At 41.7% G+C, this 18,345-nt stretch carries 6 protein-coding genes; 1 reads left to right on the forward strand and 5 read right to left on the reverse strand.

All coding sequences use genetic code 11. The features are described from left to right. Positions 1-174: 174 nt before the first annotated feature. Positions 175-1,161, forward strand: a complete 987-nt coding sequence (locus JNUCC1_RS05145) for an LCP family protein (protein ID WP_156644429.1) — start codon at positions 175-177, stop codon at positions 1,159-1,161. A 1,023-nt stretch (positions 1,162-2,184) separates the two neighbouring features. On the opposite strand, the gene JNUCC1_RS05155 is transcribed toward JNUCC1_RS05145, so the two are convergent. The 5 genes from JNUCC1_RS05155 to JNUCC1_RS05170 all read right to left on the reverse strand — a co-directional run bounded on the left by JNUCC1_RS05155 (position 2,185) and on the right by JNUCC1_RS05170 (position 18,319). Next, positions 2,185-7,314 (reverse strand): S8 family serine peptidase, encoded by a 5,130-nt coding sequence (locus JNUCC1_RS05155; RefSeq protein ID WP_156644430.1) that lies wholly within the window; start codon positions 7,312-7,314, stop codon positions 2,185-2,187. An 813-nt stretch (positions 7,315-8,127) separates the two neighbouring features. Continuing rightward, entirely contained in the window at positions 8,128-10,278 is a 2,151-nt protein-coding gene (locus JNUCC1_RS19175; RefSeq protein ID WP_197431639.1) for a cell wall-binding repeat-containing protein, read from the reverse strand. 44 nt (positions 10,279-10,322) lie between these two features. Then, on the reverse strand, positions 10,323-12,728 hold the full coding sequence (locus tag JNUCC1_RS18960; RefSeq protein WP_269448133.1) for a S8 family serine peptidase: 2,406 nt from the start codon (positions 12,726-12,728) through the stop codon (positions 10,323-10,325). Between the two features lie 618 nt (positions 12,729-13,346). Next, positions 13,347-13,736: a BsuPI-related putative proteinase inhibitor gene (locus tag JNUCC1_RS05165; protein WP_156644431.1), complete on the reverse strand. Its 390-nt coding sequence runs from the start codon at positions 13,734-13,736 to the stop codon at positions 13,347-13,349. Positions 13,737-14,374: 638 nt separating this feature from the next. Beyond that, positions 14,375-18,319 (reverse strand): S8 family serine peptidase, encoded by a 3,945-nt coding sequence (locus JNUCC1_RS05170; RefSeq protein ID WP_156644432.1) that lies wholly within the window; start codon positions 18,317-18,319, stop codon positions 14,375-14,377. Positions 18,320-18,345: the final 26 nt, after the last annotated feature.

Below are 18,345 nucleotides of genomic sequence, written 5' to 3' on the forward strand. Positions count from 1 at the left end.
TCTGAAACGTCTAAAGGATTCACACTTATTTTTCATTGAAATGTAATATAGGTGTGATGTACGGTTTCTCATAATTACTGTACAATACGGAATAGCTCATAAAATCAGCATGACCGTACAACCTATAATTAAGACTGCATGACAGCGCGTGTCGCTTTCAGAAGGGGAATCACTATGACAAAACACCAAAACGTCCGTTCGGCAAGGCGCAACAAATTACGCCGCAGAAGAAGACGATTATGGCTTATTTTAATGCCATTTTTACTGGCTTTTATTGGAGTCGGTGTATACGCTGGTTCATTATGGTTGAAAGCTGATTCCGTATTTTCTGATGCCGTTAAAGACATTGACAGAGAGAAGTCAGATTTACGGGATGAGGCCGTAGACCCCGGCAAACACAACGTATCTATCCTAATCATGGGTATCGATATCAGCGAAAAGCGTAAAAACGACGGGGACCCAAGATCTGATTCGATGATGCTCGCCACACTGAATAAAGAAGAAAAAAGCGTCAAACTGCTCAGTATGCCGCGAGATTCTTATGTATATATCCCGTACAAAGATATCAAAACGCGGATCAACCATGCTCATGCATATGGAGGTCCTAAAGCTGCAATGGAAACTGTTGAACACCTGCTTGACGTGCCTGTGGATTATTTTGTCACACTTAACTTCGAAGCATTTATTCAAGTGGTTGAAGACGTTGGCGGGGTAACGATTGACGTGCCTTATGAAATTTGGGAACAGGACTCCAAAGACCGGAAAAACGCTATTCATCTCATGCCTGGCGAACAGAAACTCAACGGAGAAGAAGCACTGGCATTCGCGCGCACTCGTAAATACGACAACGATATCGAACGGGGCAAACGCCAGCAGGAAGTGATCAAGGCTGTTATGAAACAATCCTTGTCTCTTGGCTCCGTCTTTAAAATTGACGACATGATCGAAAGTGTTGGTGAAAATATGGAGACCAATATGGAGTTCAGTGAAATGAATAAATTGCTATCTTACGGTCTGAAAGGTGGCGGTCCAGACCTTGAAACCTTCACTCTCCATGGTCATGACAGCACAGGCCCTGGCGGCATGTATCTGTATCAGTTGGACGAAGAAGCGCTGGGTGTGGTTGAACAGGAATTAAAGAGCCATTTAGAAGTAGAATAAGATCATTTGGAAACCCAGACACCTTTCGATGGTGTCTGGGTTTTTTGCTACATATATGGAAAGACTATAACAAACCCGAGACACATGGAGAAATTGGTTTATCCGGTTTCAATCCCTTCTCAGTCGAAACCAGAGGGAAGTTTATATGGTGTTGACTTCCTTCTGGACTTTATTAATTATTGTCCTTGATATCAGCACAAAGAAATCAGTTTGGTTCATTATGAGCATGTTACTAGCTTTTATTAAAGGTACATCTGAGTATTTTCCTGGAGCTACCATCACATTTGATAAATAAATTTTCACATCATCCAAGAAGCAAACAGGGCCATCGATGATGTTCGGAGGACAGAACGCATGGTACGTATGGTTGAAAATTGAAAAACCCTTACAAAAACAAAAACGATGCTAGACAAGCTGAAAGATAACTGGATACATCTAAGGATTACCACATGGCACTATGCCTTAAAAAATATATATCAATCCCCCTCCCAAACCGCTCCAATGGTGTTGGAAGATTAGATCCAGTGGGGATTACCTTATGCACCCAATGTGAAGGAATTCTCAATATATTGGTGTCATGCAGTGGTTTTAATCTCAACTTAATAATGGAACTCTAGAAGGTATTGACAGTCTATTTCAAGCAGCTAAGCGTACAGGCAAAGGTTATCGCTCTTATAAAAATATAGTCGCTATGGTACATTTACTTGCTGGTAAATCCAATTTCTTATCTGACTAAAAAAATCAGTTTAGAGCCATGTATCACTCGCAACCGAACACATTCTCTTCTCGATTTATATAATGACACAAGCTAACAGGGTTTTATACATCAAAACATCAGATGGTGAATGTGGAACAAACAATTGCATCCTTTTCTTTGTCCGGTTTTCATAGATTTCACTAGAAACTATGATACTAAAATTTGTGATTATAAGTTAATCACAAGTGACGCATCTTTTAAAATTACCCAAACAACAATAAAAAAGGAACCCATCACCATTTGAGACGAGCTCCTTTTTATACGTTTTATTGTAACATTTTTTTTAATTCACTAAATACACCTTTACTTATGGCGTTCTGGCCACCAAAGATACTTAGACGCTTCACATGTTGTTCTTGAATGTACGTTGCCACTTCTTCAGGAACTTGTTCATGTACAAGCAAGACAGTGCTATTGTCTTTTGCCGCCAGCACGGCACCGGTTAAGGCATCTGCATATTCCCTGCCGGTTGCTACATACATATGCGCATTGTCCACGCCGAAGTGTTCGTTAACGGCAATGTTTGTTTCATAACGGTTCTGCCCTGCAAGGCGGAGAGGGGCAGGCAACTCATTGAGTAATTCATCTTCAATGACCTGTGTGCCTCCAACAACGATGCTCTTCGTTGCGTCCAGATCTGTAATGGTATCAACAGTGGACTCAGCCATCCACTCCGATTTCGCAAGCAAGATTGGCATACCAGACTCTGCGGCATGTGATGCGACAGTTAATGCATCTGGGTAATCCATGCCATTCACTATCGCTACTTTCTTTGCTCCATCGGGCGCCATTCTTCTGGCGATTTTCTCCGCTGTCTTGAAGCGGTCTTTCCCCGCTATACGCTCCACATCGAGACCATTGTCTTCCAGCTCGCTTACAACATTATCACTGACGGCGTTCGATCCACCCAGGATAATTGCCTTAGATGTCCCAAGGCGATCAATTTCTTCCATAGCGGCGCCCCATAGTTCATCAGTTGGTGTTAATAAAATGGGAGCATCCAGTTTATGGGCCAATGGTGCACCTGCAAGTGCATCGGCATATTCGGTCCCGCGCGCCAAAATGACAGTCTCCGTTTCATCCCAGCCCTTCTTGCTGATTTCTATGGCGGTATCATAGCGGATATCACCGGCAATCCGGTCGATTGTTTCCTCTGTGACGTACACTCTCCCCTCTGCTGTTCCGGTGGCTAGTACACCCTCTTCACTGGTCACCTGAACTTCAATGACTGCACCTTCGACATGCAGATGTTCAGGAACGTTCCATGTGCCTTCATAAAACCCTGGTTTCGTTTCAACCATAGCATGATCCGTTGCGTTTTCGGATTGGAGTGCTGCTGGGAGTGCAATTTTGAATGAGGCGTCCCCACCTTCGGTATTACTTTCAAACGAAACTGCAACTTCCTCACCAGCAAATACATGCTGATCGTCTAACGGGGAAATCTCCCCGATATTCCCCTTTTCATAAACGACCGTAATTGAATTTTCACTGCTGTTTCCGGCTTTGTCCATTGCCTCTGCGGTAATTTTATTTTCACCTTCTTTAAGAGCGACTTCCACCTCAAAGGTGCCATTTTCAGGTTCGGCTTTTTCATCATTAACCCGAACCCAGTCCAAATGGTCATCAGAAACAGTTCCTTTAACCAGCACTGTATCTTCATTAATTGTTTCACCATCATCAGGACTGTCGATTGTCAGCTCCGGCGCTTTGGTGTCCAGTACTAAAGACACAGGATCTGATGCAGCCACTGGTGTACCACCGGAAACTGCGATTGCTCGCAATTTATTTTCACCTTCATCAAGGTCGACATTTAAAGTGAATTGACCAGCACTATCCACTTCCGTTTCACCGATATTTTCACCATTATTCGTAATTTCGATTGCTGAATCCGGTGTCGCATCTCCTGCTAATTCGATGCTTGCATCATTTGTTAATTCTCCGAATTCAGGTTTGTTAATAACTGGTTTCTCAAGATTTGGTGCATCATCACCATAATCGACAACAGAGCGAATCATATAGTTACCGACATCGTCCTCTGCCTGAAACCATTGTCCACCGAAATAATCCCAACTTCTCCCTGTTGCATTGTCTTTATCACCATCAGCAACAAACCCTGGAACATAAGGGTAATCAGCATATTGTGTGTAGAGAATATAAAAGTCTCCTTCAACAACAATGCCTTTATCTGACAAATCAACTTCTGTCCATGAGTACAGATCACGTTCAGCTTTTGCTTCATATGGTCCGGCAATCTTGTTACCTGGGGAGCCATTTTCACCAGTTGCGTCATATACAGAGATGACTATATCGTCTCCACCCGGGACAGGTACATGGTCAGCCCAGAACTGCAATTTCGCACCCTTGAGCATCGCCATTTCCTCCCCTTCTTTGAGAGACATTTTGACGGCAAAACCACTGCCCTTTTTCCCCATTGCAAGATTCTTGCCATAGGACCCATTATCGTATTTTATTTCTGAGTCATCATTGGTGTAAAACGGGGTCAACTGAAGATTAAGATCTAAATTTTCACCTGGCTTAATGGTGATTGTTTTGCTTCCCTTATAAAAGCCTTTTGCATAAACCTGTAGGGTATACTCACCTTCGTATGCTTCCAGTTTATATGTGCCATCAGGTGCAGAATTGACCGGTTTGATTTGATCATCCTCAAGAAGGAAGATCTGTGCTTGATCCACACCATTGCCAAATTGATCTGTTATCTTTCCCGTGATCGTCTGCTTCTGCATTGCTTTCATGGATATTTCAGGAGAAATGGTACCTCGTGACGAAAGAGATACAGTTTCTGTCACGGACTCATATCCATAAGCATTAATGCTAAGTGTATATTCTCCTGGTTTGTGGTGAATGGTGAATTCACCATTCTGCGGGTCTGCTTTTGTCTTCCACCCGGTTTCTTCAACTTGAACCGTTGCATCTAACGGTAGGATATCATTGTTTTGTGAAGAAGTTATTGGAAATGACTTTTCCCCTTCTCTAAGTGATACACCAGTTTCTCCTTCCTCTGTCACTTCAGTTTCTGACGTTTTGTCATTGACAAGCTTTACATCATCAATATACCACCCAGGTCTTTCATTATCGAGTGATGTAAGATTAAAGCCAATATAGACTTTCTTGCCTGCGTAGTCTGAAAGATCGATACCGACCTCATGCCAGTTTTGGTTTTCATCTTGGATCTCTAACAGCGCATCCCAATTTTCTTTATCTGTTGAGATGTACACAGTTCCAACGTCCCATCCAAACGGTGCCAGATGATACCATTGTTGAAAGCGTAATTTTGTACCATCTTCCACAAGCACTGGAGGCATCATAAGTGTCATATCGGTATCCATGTCGTAATTACCGTCTAGGTTTGTACCCATCACTTTTTTCCCGGAAGAAACACTGTCCGGCCCAAAAACGGGTTCTCCCCACTGCCATGTATCAAATGTTCCAAACGAATACCAGCCATCAGGATAACTTTCAAAGTCTTCGCTATATCCAGTTGTTACACCTTCTTTTACTTCTGTCGTATAGACTTCACTCTTGACATTTCTGCCACTGAAATCTGCAATAGTCCATTGGTAGTCCATTTCGCTTCCTGAAATATCTTCCGGTGGAACTACCACTTCATAAGATCCTTCCAAATGGTCTCCGTCGCTACGGTCACCTTTATAACTCTTTTTTGAGCCGTCTTCACTTGTCAGTGTCAACGTCACCTGATTCACACTGATATTGTCAGACGCGTGAATAGAGAAATAAGCTTCTTCTCCTTTAAATAATATCTCACGTGGTTCATGGTCAAATGTCGGGTTTTCATTATCAGACCCTTCTCCGACGATCTGTCCCTTGATCGTGCCGACACCCTCTTCCACTGCCTGCATGACAGTATTCGCATCCACTTGACCATATCCATAGCCGTTATTGGGGGAATCTGGATATTCATCATCTGTCCTTGGGACAGCAGAGACCTTCAGTATGTCCTCAATAGCATCAACTGTCAGTTCTTCATCCGCCTGCTTCATTAATGCTATGGTACCAGCAACAGCTGGTGCTGACATTGATGTACCATTCAATACTTTATATTCATATTCATCCCATGATTCGCCAGGATAGGCCGAACGGATATTAACACCGGGAGCGGAAACATCCGGCTTTAATTCTCCTCCTTCTGTCGGTCCCCGCAATGAGAAGCTTGCCAGGTTGTCATCTTCGTCAGTAGCACCAACAGCAATTGATTCTGGATAATTACCTGGTGAGGATATAGTGCCTGGGTCGGCTCCCATGAAAAGTGATGCATTGCCCGCTGAAAAAACAGGCACGATGCCGACACTTTTCCACGATTGTACCATCGGACGGAACCAGTCATTATCGATCGGGTTACCTCCCCAGGAATTATTGACGATATCTGGCGCTTTTTCCGGGTGTGGGATACCGTTTTCATCCTTAGGGGCAAGAATCCATTCTGCAGCTTCCAGTATGTCGGAATCATTGCCGGTCCCCCCTGAGAATGCGCGTGCTGTAATCCATTTAGCGCTGGGGGCAACCCCTATTTTATTACTACCATCTGGCTCTTGACCAACCATGGTCCCCATTGTATGTGTCCCATGTCCATTTGAATCTACCGGCACGCCTATGTTGGAAGTAGCGTCATGCCAGTTGAATTCATGGTTTGGATCATCTGGATGATCAGGGTCATACCCTCGATATTTTTCCTTCAGAGCTGGATGTGCCCAATCTACACCACTATCGATATTGGCTACGACGACTCCTTCACCATCGTAGCCTCTGTCCCATACTTCAGGGACGCCCATTCGCTCAATGTTCCATGCCACATCTTCAGCAGCAGACTTTTCTGTTTTCTGTTGATCAGGTTGTTCTTCCGGGAGTATCAACTTTTTCTCTTCATCAAGAAGAACAGATTTTACTTCAGAGAATTGAGCGATCTCCTCCATACTATCTACGTCACCGGTCACAGAAAATCCGTTGACGATATAATAACTGTTAAATGCTTTAACATGCTCATTTTTGGTTGCTTTCTCTAAATAGGCTTCTAGTCCCTTTTGAGTGGACTTTGATTTTTCCATTAAACTGCTTACAACTGTCTTTTGTTTCTTCACCTTTACTTCCGCTTTGGATAGACTTTGATTTTGTGCTCTAAGCTCGGTTTTATCAGCAATTTCATTGGTATCTACCTGATCTTTAAGTATAACGAGATATTGAACAAAGTCGTCTTCAACAAATGCTTCCTGCAATTCGGGCTGAATAAAAGCTTTAAAATCATTTTCCTTCTGGCTTTTGGATTCTGCAAAAGTTACATAAGGCATCAGCTGACCAACCACGAGCACTACGATGAAAAATGACGATACATACCTGATCCATTGTTTCTTACGTCTGATCAAAATAAATCCTCCCCTTTGTAGATGGTACGCTAGCCGAACTGCATTCTGGCAATTATAATGAGCAACAATTAGATAAGTATCCCACCTTTCTATAATTGTAATATAATAAACTTCTAAAATTCACTCTATCATAATACCTTTGTCAATTTCAGTCGAATCTTGCAGAATATAGTAAATTATTTAAAATGATGATAAAGTCCTAATACATATATTGAAAGATATTGTTTGATGAGGAGCTTGGCCGTTATTAGCTAATCAATTGATGCTTGGCACTAAAACGATGTAAGTATCGCCAAATGGTGTCGTGCACATTTTGCAGAATCAATGTTGACATATACTTACTTCGAACAAGTTTACTTGGCTTATGGCAGCACGGATCTCCGAAAATCCATCGACAGCTAAGCAGTTAATCCGCAAATGGGACAGAACCTATGGGCACCAGTCAACACCACGCTGGTTGCTTGATGGTATACTTTTGCTTCCATTCTATCCTTTTGTCTTTAAGAGGCATCGCATAACCTGAGTAATGATCTAAGAAGATTATCTCATCGATGCTCTTGGTTTAAAAAGTGCATTCTATTTGACCCTTGCTGCGTTAAAGTAGATATCAGAAGAACCCCTTTCTGTTGGTTTTGGCTATCGCTTTAACTAACAGAAAACGTATTTCTCTTTCATTTATTGGCGCACTTTTAACCGAATCACCTTCCCCGCAATTAAGCGATTCACCATGATCAAATCTTTCTGTAAATATTCCAGGTACTAAATGCATTTAAAAGAGACTGCCGAAGAACGGCAGTCTCTTTTAAAATTTAGTTACTTTTGGAGAAGTTTGCTTAGCTCGACTTCTATTTCTGGATCAATTGCAGCCGTACCACCAATAATGGTCAAGGTATTGAATCCTTGTTCAGATACGAAATCTTTTACGGTTTCTGGCACAATGTTCCCTACCAGAATTGTACCTGTTCCTTCTTTGGCTGCCAATGCAGCTGCTGATAGGGCATCAGGGTAATCCATTCCAGTTGTAACATTATAATGTTTTGAATCGACTCCAAAATGTTCAGCTACTTCAACTGCTGTGCTAAAACGATCTTTACCAGATACTCTGTATGCATTAGGAACTTCGGCAGCAACGGAGTCAGATACTGCTACAGTACCACCAACTACCAATGTTTTATTTACGCCTAATTCATACATTGCTTTTTTAGTGGCTTTGGATAAGGTGTCATCCTTTGTGAGCAAGATTGGCAATCCCTGATCTGCTGCATGTGAAGCAACTGATAAAGCGTCAGGGAAGTTATAACCATTTACAAGCACGACTTCCGAAGCTGAACCGCCTGTTATTTCATTAGCAATTTCAGTTGCTGTTTCAGTGCGGTCTTTTCCTGAAATGCGAGTTACTTTAATTCCTTCTTTTTTCAATTGCTTCCCAACATCTGCACTTATTGCACCCTCTCCTCCAAGGAGATAAACTGTTTTAGCGCCGAGTCTTTCGATTTCAGCCTTAGTCACAGGGGAAAGTGCGTCTGTTTTGGTCAGCAATAAAGGTGCATCATTTTGTTTAGCCAACGGGACACCCGCTAATGCATCGGCATAATCATCACCGCGCGCCAATACAACTGCATCCGCTTTGTCCCAACCTTCTTTGCTGACTTCAACAGCAGTGTCATAACGACTTTCACCTGAAACGCGTGAAACACGATCTTCACCTGACTCAGCACGGTAAACCGTAACCTCTTCAGTTGTTACATGCCCGGCAAGATCTGTCAGTTCAAGATCAAAAGTGTTCTTACCAGGTTCAAGATCTACTTCCGTTTCAACTGTTGTGCTGAACTGATTCATTTGATTCTCAGCCATTTCGTTATAGAAGACTTCACTGCCGTTAACTTTCAGACGCAACTCCTCAAAGTTGTCAGTGATGAGTGATTCAAGTGTAATTTTAGCTGTGTCATGCTCTACATAATCAGGCGCCTTTGTTTCAAGTGTTGGCGGTGTACTATCTACAAAGATTGTCCGGCTGTTCGCCAGTTTCGTTACGTTACCATTGATATCAGTAGCTGTAATATGAATTGGGTGAACACCGTCTTCAAATTCAACTTCTGCCTCAAACAAATATGTCCCGCCACCAAACGATTCGAGTTCTACCGGTTCACCTTCAACAGTTACTTCGGAGATTCCACTGTCATCGGAGACAAGACCTAACACATATACGAGATTGTCAGACATAACTTCAAATGTTCCGGGCACATATATCTCAATAACAGGGCCTTCTCCGTCACCCACAACATGTGCTGTAGAATTGCCTGCAAAGTCTACAGCCAGTATTGCGACCTCCGTATTGTCTGAGATAAGTGATTCATCTAGCTCCACTTGTTTCGTATCAGATCCATAAATCGGTTTTAACGCGTCGCCATCTATCATTACTTGGTAATAAGCAACACCAGATCCATCATCTTTTGCTTCAACATTGAGAGTAGTCCCGTCTAGCGAAGCTTCAACTGTAGGTGCTTGAGTATCAACCGTGACTGGGACTTTAAGTGATTGCGCTTCTTTGTCAGGGAAATCAATGGCCGTTTTTATTTCAAAATAGTACTGACCATCTTCAGCTGTTTCCCCATTAATCTTGCCATCCCATCTAATTGAAGGGTCAAATCTATAGGCTTCCCCAATACCTCGGTCAAAATAATTTTTCCTGACCTCGTTCTCTGAGAGCAACTTCCGTACCACTTTGCCATCTTGATTCAGAATATTGTATTCTACTGTTTTAGCGTTACGCAAGTAAGATAATACTGGAATGATTTGATCATGTTCGCCGTTTCCATCAGGCGAAATAGCGATTTTTTCAGTTTTACGCTCTTCGCTAACTGGATCATATCCTAGAGTATAGTAACCATCGGCGCCTTCATATACTAAGGTTCCTTCTTCATAGAAAGAATCATTATCGTCATAAGCAAGCTTATCAAGCACTGGTGGAGCGTTCCAATCTCCTTTGAAACCTACGTAAGGAACACTTAACTCGGGTTCACATCATCAGAGTCTGTCAAAGTGACATAACCTTCCACAAAGTATCCATTTGTGAAGATTTCTTCTGGTTTTACCGGATCTGCTCCAGGTTCACTGAAGACCTTTGCTTCGGATAGATCTACTTGAACATCAACCGTAACAGAACCATTGGCAGGTACTTCGACTGTTTCCTTGCCATTATTTAAGTTCACTTTAGCACCCACAACTTCTTGAGCTTCAAGCTTATCCAACTCACCACTCAGAAAAGCATTCCCGAGCACCCCATTAAAAGCAAAGTCAGTTTGGACATTTGCTGCAAGGTCATATGATACAGCTTCATCCGTAAGGTTTTTAGCCTCAAGTGTCATACTGAATTGGTCACCGACTTCTTTCAATGCGACTTTCGCTTCACCCGTTTGCTTTTCAGTTACAACTACAGGTGTTTTAATAGCAGAATGCAGTTGCATCAGACCGGCCCCTTGTCTACGTGGCGAATAAGGATTATCTTGTTCAAGAACCGACTGGGCATATCCTTTGTCGTTAACGACTTCAGATGTGTTCATCAAAAGGTTTTTAGCCATTTCAACTCTGGCCCGATGATCAAGATTGAACGCTTCGTCTACACGTTGCAAAACAAGGGCAGAACCTCCTGCCACATGAGGTGCAGCCATAGATGTTCCACTCATGACACCATATTGATCATCTTGAAGTGTCGATAAAATGTTTCCACCTGGGGCAGTAATCTCTGGCTTGAAATCAAGATCCGGTGTAAGACCCCAAGAAGTGAAGTCGGACATCTGTCCTGCTGTCGGATTTTGAATTTTAACTGTTTCATCCCCAAAGGTAATGGTAACTTCACTGTCATTTTCCAACTGCTCAGCCAATAAAACACCGTCGGATTTTAACATAAACATCTGAGGTATATTTATTGTATCCTCTGTCGCCATATTTACAATTCCATCGGTGTTGTTGTAAATAATAGCGCCAGCAGCACCTGCAGCTTGTGCATTTAAAGTCTTCTCAGTAAATGCATACTCTCCGCGCTGAATCAATGCGAATTTACCGTTGAAATTCTTGCCTTCGAAATCTTCAACGCTCCCTAAACCTGCATCTAAAAGCTGAAAAGTATTTTGCTCAAGATCAAAAGGATGTATATTACCTGCGGATAAATATCCTGCTTTGCCTTTTTCTTCTCCATATCCATATGTCAAAGCTTCCAAATCTATGAACTCATTTTCCAACGAAGCTACTTGCAATGAGTCATGCGAAACACCTGGAGCTCCAACAACACCTATATCTGGATTCGTAACATAAGGGTTCCAGTGCCCATTCCCTAAATGCGCCGAATTCCCAGCTGAGATTGACATAATAACACCATTTTCAACTGCTCTTTTCACGGCCTGTTGTTCGGGAGAATCTGAATCAACAAATGCTGCTGTAGAGCCTAGGCTCATATTAAGAGCGTCAGCACCCATTTGGATGGCATCATCAATCGCTTTAATATAAATATCACCCCAAGTTGATCCCATTTGTGGATCATTTCCAAAAACCTTCAACGCAAGTAACTGAGCTTCAGGGGCAACACCTTTAATACCACCGTTGTCTTCATCCCCGTTTGCTCCCACCGTCCCCGAAACATGCATGCCGTGCATAGAAGCTTCAGGACCAATGTCGCGAATCTCATAACTTTCATCCATATAGTTGTATCCATATGGAATTTTATCTGTAAAGAACTTTCCGGGATAATTACCGGATGCAACTTTTTCTTCTGTCAGCTTAGCCTTAGATGGGTCTGTAAGCACCATGTCTTTATGAGTGGGATCAATGCCTGTGTCAATAACACCAACAACCATCCCCTCACCATCATACCCATATTCGTCCCATGTACGCTGAGCTTGAACAAGCTCTTTACTGTATTTCATTTCCGGTTCGACGATTGGACGCTCATACTCGGTTGCCACTGTAACGCTTGTTACGCCTGGTAGCTTTTCAATTCGTTTCGAATCTCCATATTCAACAATACCACTGAACCCATTAAATACAGTCGTAAAACTTTGTTCATATTCCACTTTAACTTTCTTATTCGCTATATTTTCCTTAACATTCTGCTGAGTCTTGAGTGCTTTTTCCTGCAGGTCAGTTTTTTGGGACTCAGCTAAACTGCTGAATTTCTTCCCTTTCTCGGTTGCGTATGTAATCGCAGGATTACCCTCAACCTCAACTATCACTCGTACCTTTTCATCATCATTATACTTTTCATCATTCTCGTTCCCCATGAATTTTTGCTTGTTATTAACGATTTCACTTTTCTTTGATGATGCATTTTTCGAAAGTGAACCAGTAGCAGCAAAGGTGCTATTGGAAAACACAAGCATAAACGCTAATAACAATACAAGTATTCTCTTAATCTTCAAACGACTTCCCCTCCTATTTTTTAAATTTTTAGATATTTTAGCTACTAACCTCCTCTCTATTTACGATTGATAATAGTATAGTAGATTTTTCCATTATAGTCAAACGATTTAATCAATTAAGAATGACACATTAAGTCTGATTGGACCTAAAATTCGAGCCCTATTTATTGCATTATTCGACAAATGTCTGCAATCTTATAAGTTTCTTTTTCAATTCTGATCTTGCATAGAGCAGTAGGGTGGTTAATTTAATGTTCATTCGAAAAAAGAAAATAAACTATAAAGTTGCAATGAACACTACGATGGCCCTGAATCCATTTAATTGATGGATATTAAGGTAGACTCAATCGATGGAAGATGCACGTCGGAGAAAGCAATTCACGCTTACACATATAAAGTTATAAAAGTAAAAAGCGAGAAGGTTGGCATTGAAACAATAGGAATGGAGGTGGCTTGGAGTGGCTTTTCCATAAAAGCCTAAAGGGGTAGACAATAATAGTCATAAGCCGTGAAATATAACTGAGTTTTAAGCAGCGACTATCACTAAGCTGCCTTTAAAATAAATGATTAATCTAGTGATAGCCATTATAGACAACACTCACTCAAAAATATTCTGTTCTACTTCACTGAAATTTCAATACTAGATCCCTTGTTACCATATCCTTTTGCAGCCAGTTTAGCCGTTAACGTATATTCACCGGGATCGAGTTCAGGTAATTTAAGTTTAAATGTTTCCGCTTCCCCTGATCCCAAGTCGATATACTGAAGGACTTGGAGATATGATTTTCCTTTCGAATCCCGATATACTTCATTACCGTTTTCGTCAGTGATATAAAAATCGTATTTCATACTAGAGCTAAATTCCAATTTCACTCTTTTGGCGCTGTCATTTTTCACTGTATAATTAATAGTTCGTATTCCGTCACTCTTCTCATTGTTCTCTTTAAGTATAAAGATCAGCTTATGACTATTCTGCTGACCTTCTCCAGGATTAAAGCGCTGTTTCATCTGCTGATCATTCCTTTTTTTAGTGTTAAATCAGACTTGTTATCTCCGTTATTAAAAACCAAGAAGTACGCACCAATGACTATAACAAGTAAGATTACCAATCCAACCATAAATCTATTCATTAAATACACCTCATTTGTGTGTCCTTACAGGAAAAGCATGTGATCCTTTGTGAAATGAAAATATCTTGAGAATTATAAGGTAGAGGGCCATCCAAATCTAAGACCAATTCAACTCGACAGGAGGAGGGGTCTTATCTATTAAACTATAGGACAAAGCTGCTTGGAAAATCAATCGGATTAAATTGTATACTATTTCATAAAAGTACTGAGTTTCAAACACAAACATATCAAGCTTTTAATTTAACGTAATCTCATACCCTATGGTATTCCTTTTCCATTTGGATGTAAAATTTTTTTAGATAGGGTGTATGTTTGTGCTTTCTCAAATATTGTGGGCGACAAGCAACAAACCTTCTTTATGAAATACAGCTTGCTATCATTCAATAAATGAAAATGTTTATTTTCGGAACTAATTCAACGTATATTTCTATGACATGAAAAACTGCCCCTATATAAGGGGCAGAAATGTCTGAGCTCGTTTAAATCACTCTCATGTAAGCAATTTCAAGTGAAAAACTACTCCATAATACTTTTAAATGCGATTGCAACCTCGTCACTTACAGCTACTTTACCGCCAAATATTGATAAATGCCTGAGTCCTTTGCTTGAAATATAGTCTGCCGTCAGATCTGGTACTTTGTCATGCACAAGCAGGATTTGGCTGTTATTTTTTGCTGCAAGGACTGCACCTGTCAGAGCATCCGCATAGTTTTTGCCCGTTGCAACATACATGTGCTTGCTGGCGGCTTCGAAATGATCAAGCACTTTAATATTCGTGTCGTAGCGGTCATCCCCTGCAAGACGTGTAACTTTCGGCAATTGCTTGGTGATATCATCGTTAATGACTGTTGTTCCGCCGACCACATAGGTTTTTTCAACCCCTAAGTCTTTGACCGTTTCTTTTGTTGCTTCTGGCAGCCAGCTCTCTTTGGCTAGCAAAATCGGCATCCCTTCCTGTGCTGCACTGGCCGCGACAGATAGCGCATCAGGAAAGTCCATTCCATTGGCCACGGCTACTTTGTTGCTCCCATTAGGGGCTACTTCTTTTGCAATCAATGTCGCCGTCTCGAAGCGGTCTGCTCCGTTAATCCGCCGGACATCAAGACCTGAGTCAGACAATGTTTGTTCTACACCAGCGTTTATAGCGTTTTCCCCACCGAGAATGATCACTTTATTCGCTTCCAAACGGGCTGCCTCTTCCTCTGTTCCTTCCCAAAGTTCATCAGTCGGTGTCAGTAGAATAGGTGCGTCCAGCTCGTGGGCAAGTGGTACGCCCGCAAGGGCGTCAGCAAATTCATCCCCGCGTGCGAGGACCACAGTATCAGCCTTGTCCCAACCTTTTTTGCTAGTTTCAATTGCGGTGTCATAGCGTAGATCTCCGGAGATACGTTCTACATTATCAGGATAGATAAATAGATTTCCACCGGCGGTTGCCGTTACCACATTACCAGATTTATTTTCAAGTGAGACAATTACTTCCGCGCCTTCCAAATTTACATTTTTTGGGGTTGTCCATATACCTTCATAAACACCAGGCTCAACTTCTTCCATGTTTGCGTTTGTATCAGCCATTTTTGCCGATGGCAATGATACATGGAAGTTCGCTTTTCCCCCTTTGGCATTGCTTTCAAATGTCACTTTCACTTTATCACCCGGTGTTAAATACTGGTCTTCTGCCGGCTCGATATTGATAATGTTCAGTTTTTCCCGTGTAACCGTAACTGAATCTGATTCTACCAACTCGCTTCCTTCTACGGTGGATATAGCTTTTAATTCATTATTGTCTTTCATTAAATCTACTTGTGCCTCAAACGTACCATCTTCATCTATTACCACTTCACCAGCATCTTTTTCATTATTCATTAACTGAATGGCCGTATACGGTGAGCCGGTTCCTTGTACTGTAATTGTATCTTCACTCGTTACTGCACCATCTTCAGGAGAAGTAATGACGGGCTGGTCGAGTTTATAATCAACGCGGGTACGTATCATATAATTCCCGTCTTCTACAAATGCCGGGTAAAAGCTTCCATCCGTATATTGATAGCTTCTTCCAGCATATGGGTTTCCGTTATCTGTCGCGAGTCCTGGTGCGTTTGGATATTCCATTGTCTGAACATAGACAATATAAAATTCTTCATCTACTTTTATGTTTTCTTCACTTAGATCAACACTTGTCCATTCATTTTCCCAAGTGACCTCAGCATCGATAGGACCAGCAAGTTTCTCGCCTGGCATACCTTTTGGGCCTGTTGCATCCCACACTTCTACTGCAAATTCTGTTCCCAATTCCTCAGAAAAACCTTTATCAATGAATGCGAATACGCCCTCCTTGACAACAGCTGATTCATGATCATCCGGCAAAGTCATTTTTACCGCCCACCCGGCACCGCCGCCAAAATACATGCTACCATTATCAATGACACCATTGTCATAGCCTATTTCATCTCCTGGATATGTGTAATAAGGATCCAGAGAAATATCTTTCGTCTGCTCCCCTTCATTGAGATCAACTTTTACCTCATGATCCTTATACCCAGGTGCAGTTACGATCAGTGTATAATGTCCCATATATGCCTCTAGCATATATCTTCCTTTTTCATCTGATCGAACTGGATCAACATTTTCGTCCTCTTTCAGCAGTAACGTAGCATTCTCAACAGTATTACCTGTGTTAATATCACTAATTTGTCCACTTAATGTGCCCTTGGATATTTCCTCTAGCTTCAATTTTGCTTGAATTGTTTCATCTTTTTTGATCTGAATCTGTTCTTTCTGTATGTGATAGCCATATACATCTGTCTTTAATGTGACAGTTCCTACAGGATGAACCAAGGTGAATGAGCCATCTTTTTTTGTTCTGACTGTTCGGTCTGTTTCCTCAACAGTTATATATCCCGGTTGTGTAACAGGATTACCTTCTGTATCAGTTAGCTGACCTTCTATTGTTCCCAATCCCTCACGACTAGAAGAAACAGCATTAAAAATATCGACCAACCCATGGCCATACGCGTTGTTTGGTACTTCAAGGTGATCTTGATCCGTAAGTGGTTCAGCAGTCTGTATTAATATATTCTCTATTTGTTTAACCGAATAGCTATCGTCATAAGAAAGAAGTAATGCTGCAGCTCCTGACACAGCAGGTGTTGCCATCGACGTTCCGTTTTTGTCCGCATAATCGTTTCCTGGAACAGATGAGTAAATCGCCACACCTGGTGCAACAATATCAGGCTTAATTTCCTCATACGGAGATGGTCCTCTTAAAGAGAAATCACCAATCATATTATCACTATCAGTTGCTCCGACCGCAAACGATTCCGGGTAGTTCGCAGGCGTTTCTACAGATCCGGGACCACCAGGGTTGTACATACTTATGTTACCAGCAGCAAAAACCGGGAAAATCCCTACATCACGCCATGACTTTACGACATCTCGATACCATTCATCTAAACCGGTTCCCCCACCCCAAGAATTATTTACAATGTCCGGTCGCATTTCGGGATGTTCATTGCCATTTGCATCTTTTGGAGCCATAATCCACTCTGCAGCTCTTAATAGATCTACATCAGTTCCGCCTCCCTCTTCTGCAAATGCCTTGACGGAAACCCATTTAGCGCCTGGGGCCATACCAATATTCTTAGATCCGTCCGTCTCAGATCCGACCATTGTACCGGTAACGTGTGTCCCGTGGCCGACATCATCAAACGGAATATCTGATTCATCCAGGGCGTCATACCAACTCAATTCATGGTTGACAGTCCCTGTTTGAGCATTATAGCCACGATACTTTTCCTTCAGAGCTGGGTGATCCCATTGTACTCCTGAATCAATACTTGCAACTACAACGCCCGCGCCGTCAATCCCCTCGTTCCAGACAGCAGGTGCGCCAACACGATCCACATTCCATTCTATACTTTTCTTATCATCAATTCCTTTCTTAAGGCGGTTAACGTCATTAGTAATCAACTGACGTCTTTTATTCGGCAGTATTTTTTCTACCTCACTAAATGACGCTATCTCTTCCGCCACTTCTTTTGTAGACGTAACCGCCATTCCATTTACAATAAAATAGGAATGGATATCAGAAGCTTCACCAGTTTTAACTTTTTCTTTTAAGTAAGATAAGACATCCTGATGTGATGTTTTAGAAGTTTCCTTTAGCGACTTAATAACCGCTTTTTCTCTTGTCAAGGCTCTTTTATATTTACTGAGATTCTTATTACTGGCATGTTTTTCCGCTGTTTTTATGGCTTTTGTCGTATCAGCCTTTTCTTTAAATTTAACCAAGTAGGTTACCTTTTCCGTTGTCTCAAATTCTTTTAATAAATTTTTGTTCAATTGATTTTGATTTCGTTCACTTGCCTCTACCTGTGAAGATGCAGGCAAGATGACAGATACTAGCATTAAAAACACCGCAAAAATATGTATGAGTTTGTAAGTTTTTCCTTTATTTGTATGCAATTAATAATCCTCCATTATTTAGAGAG

This window comes from Lentibacillus sp. JNUCC-1, from assembly GCF_009741735.1.
In the GTDB taxonomy this organism is placed as follows: Bacteria; Bacillota; Bacilli; order Bacillales; family Amphibacillaceae; genus Lentibacillus_B.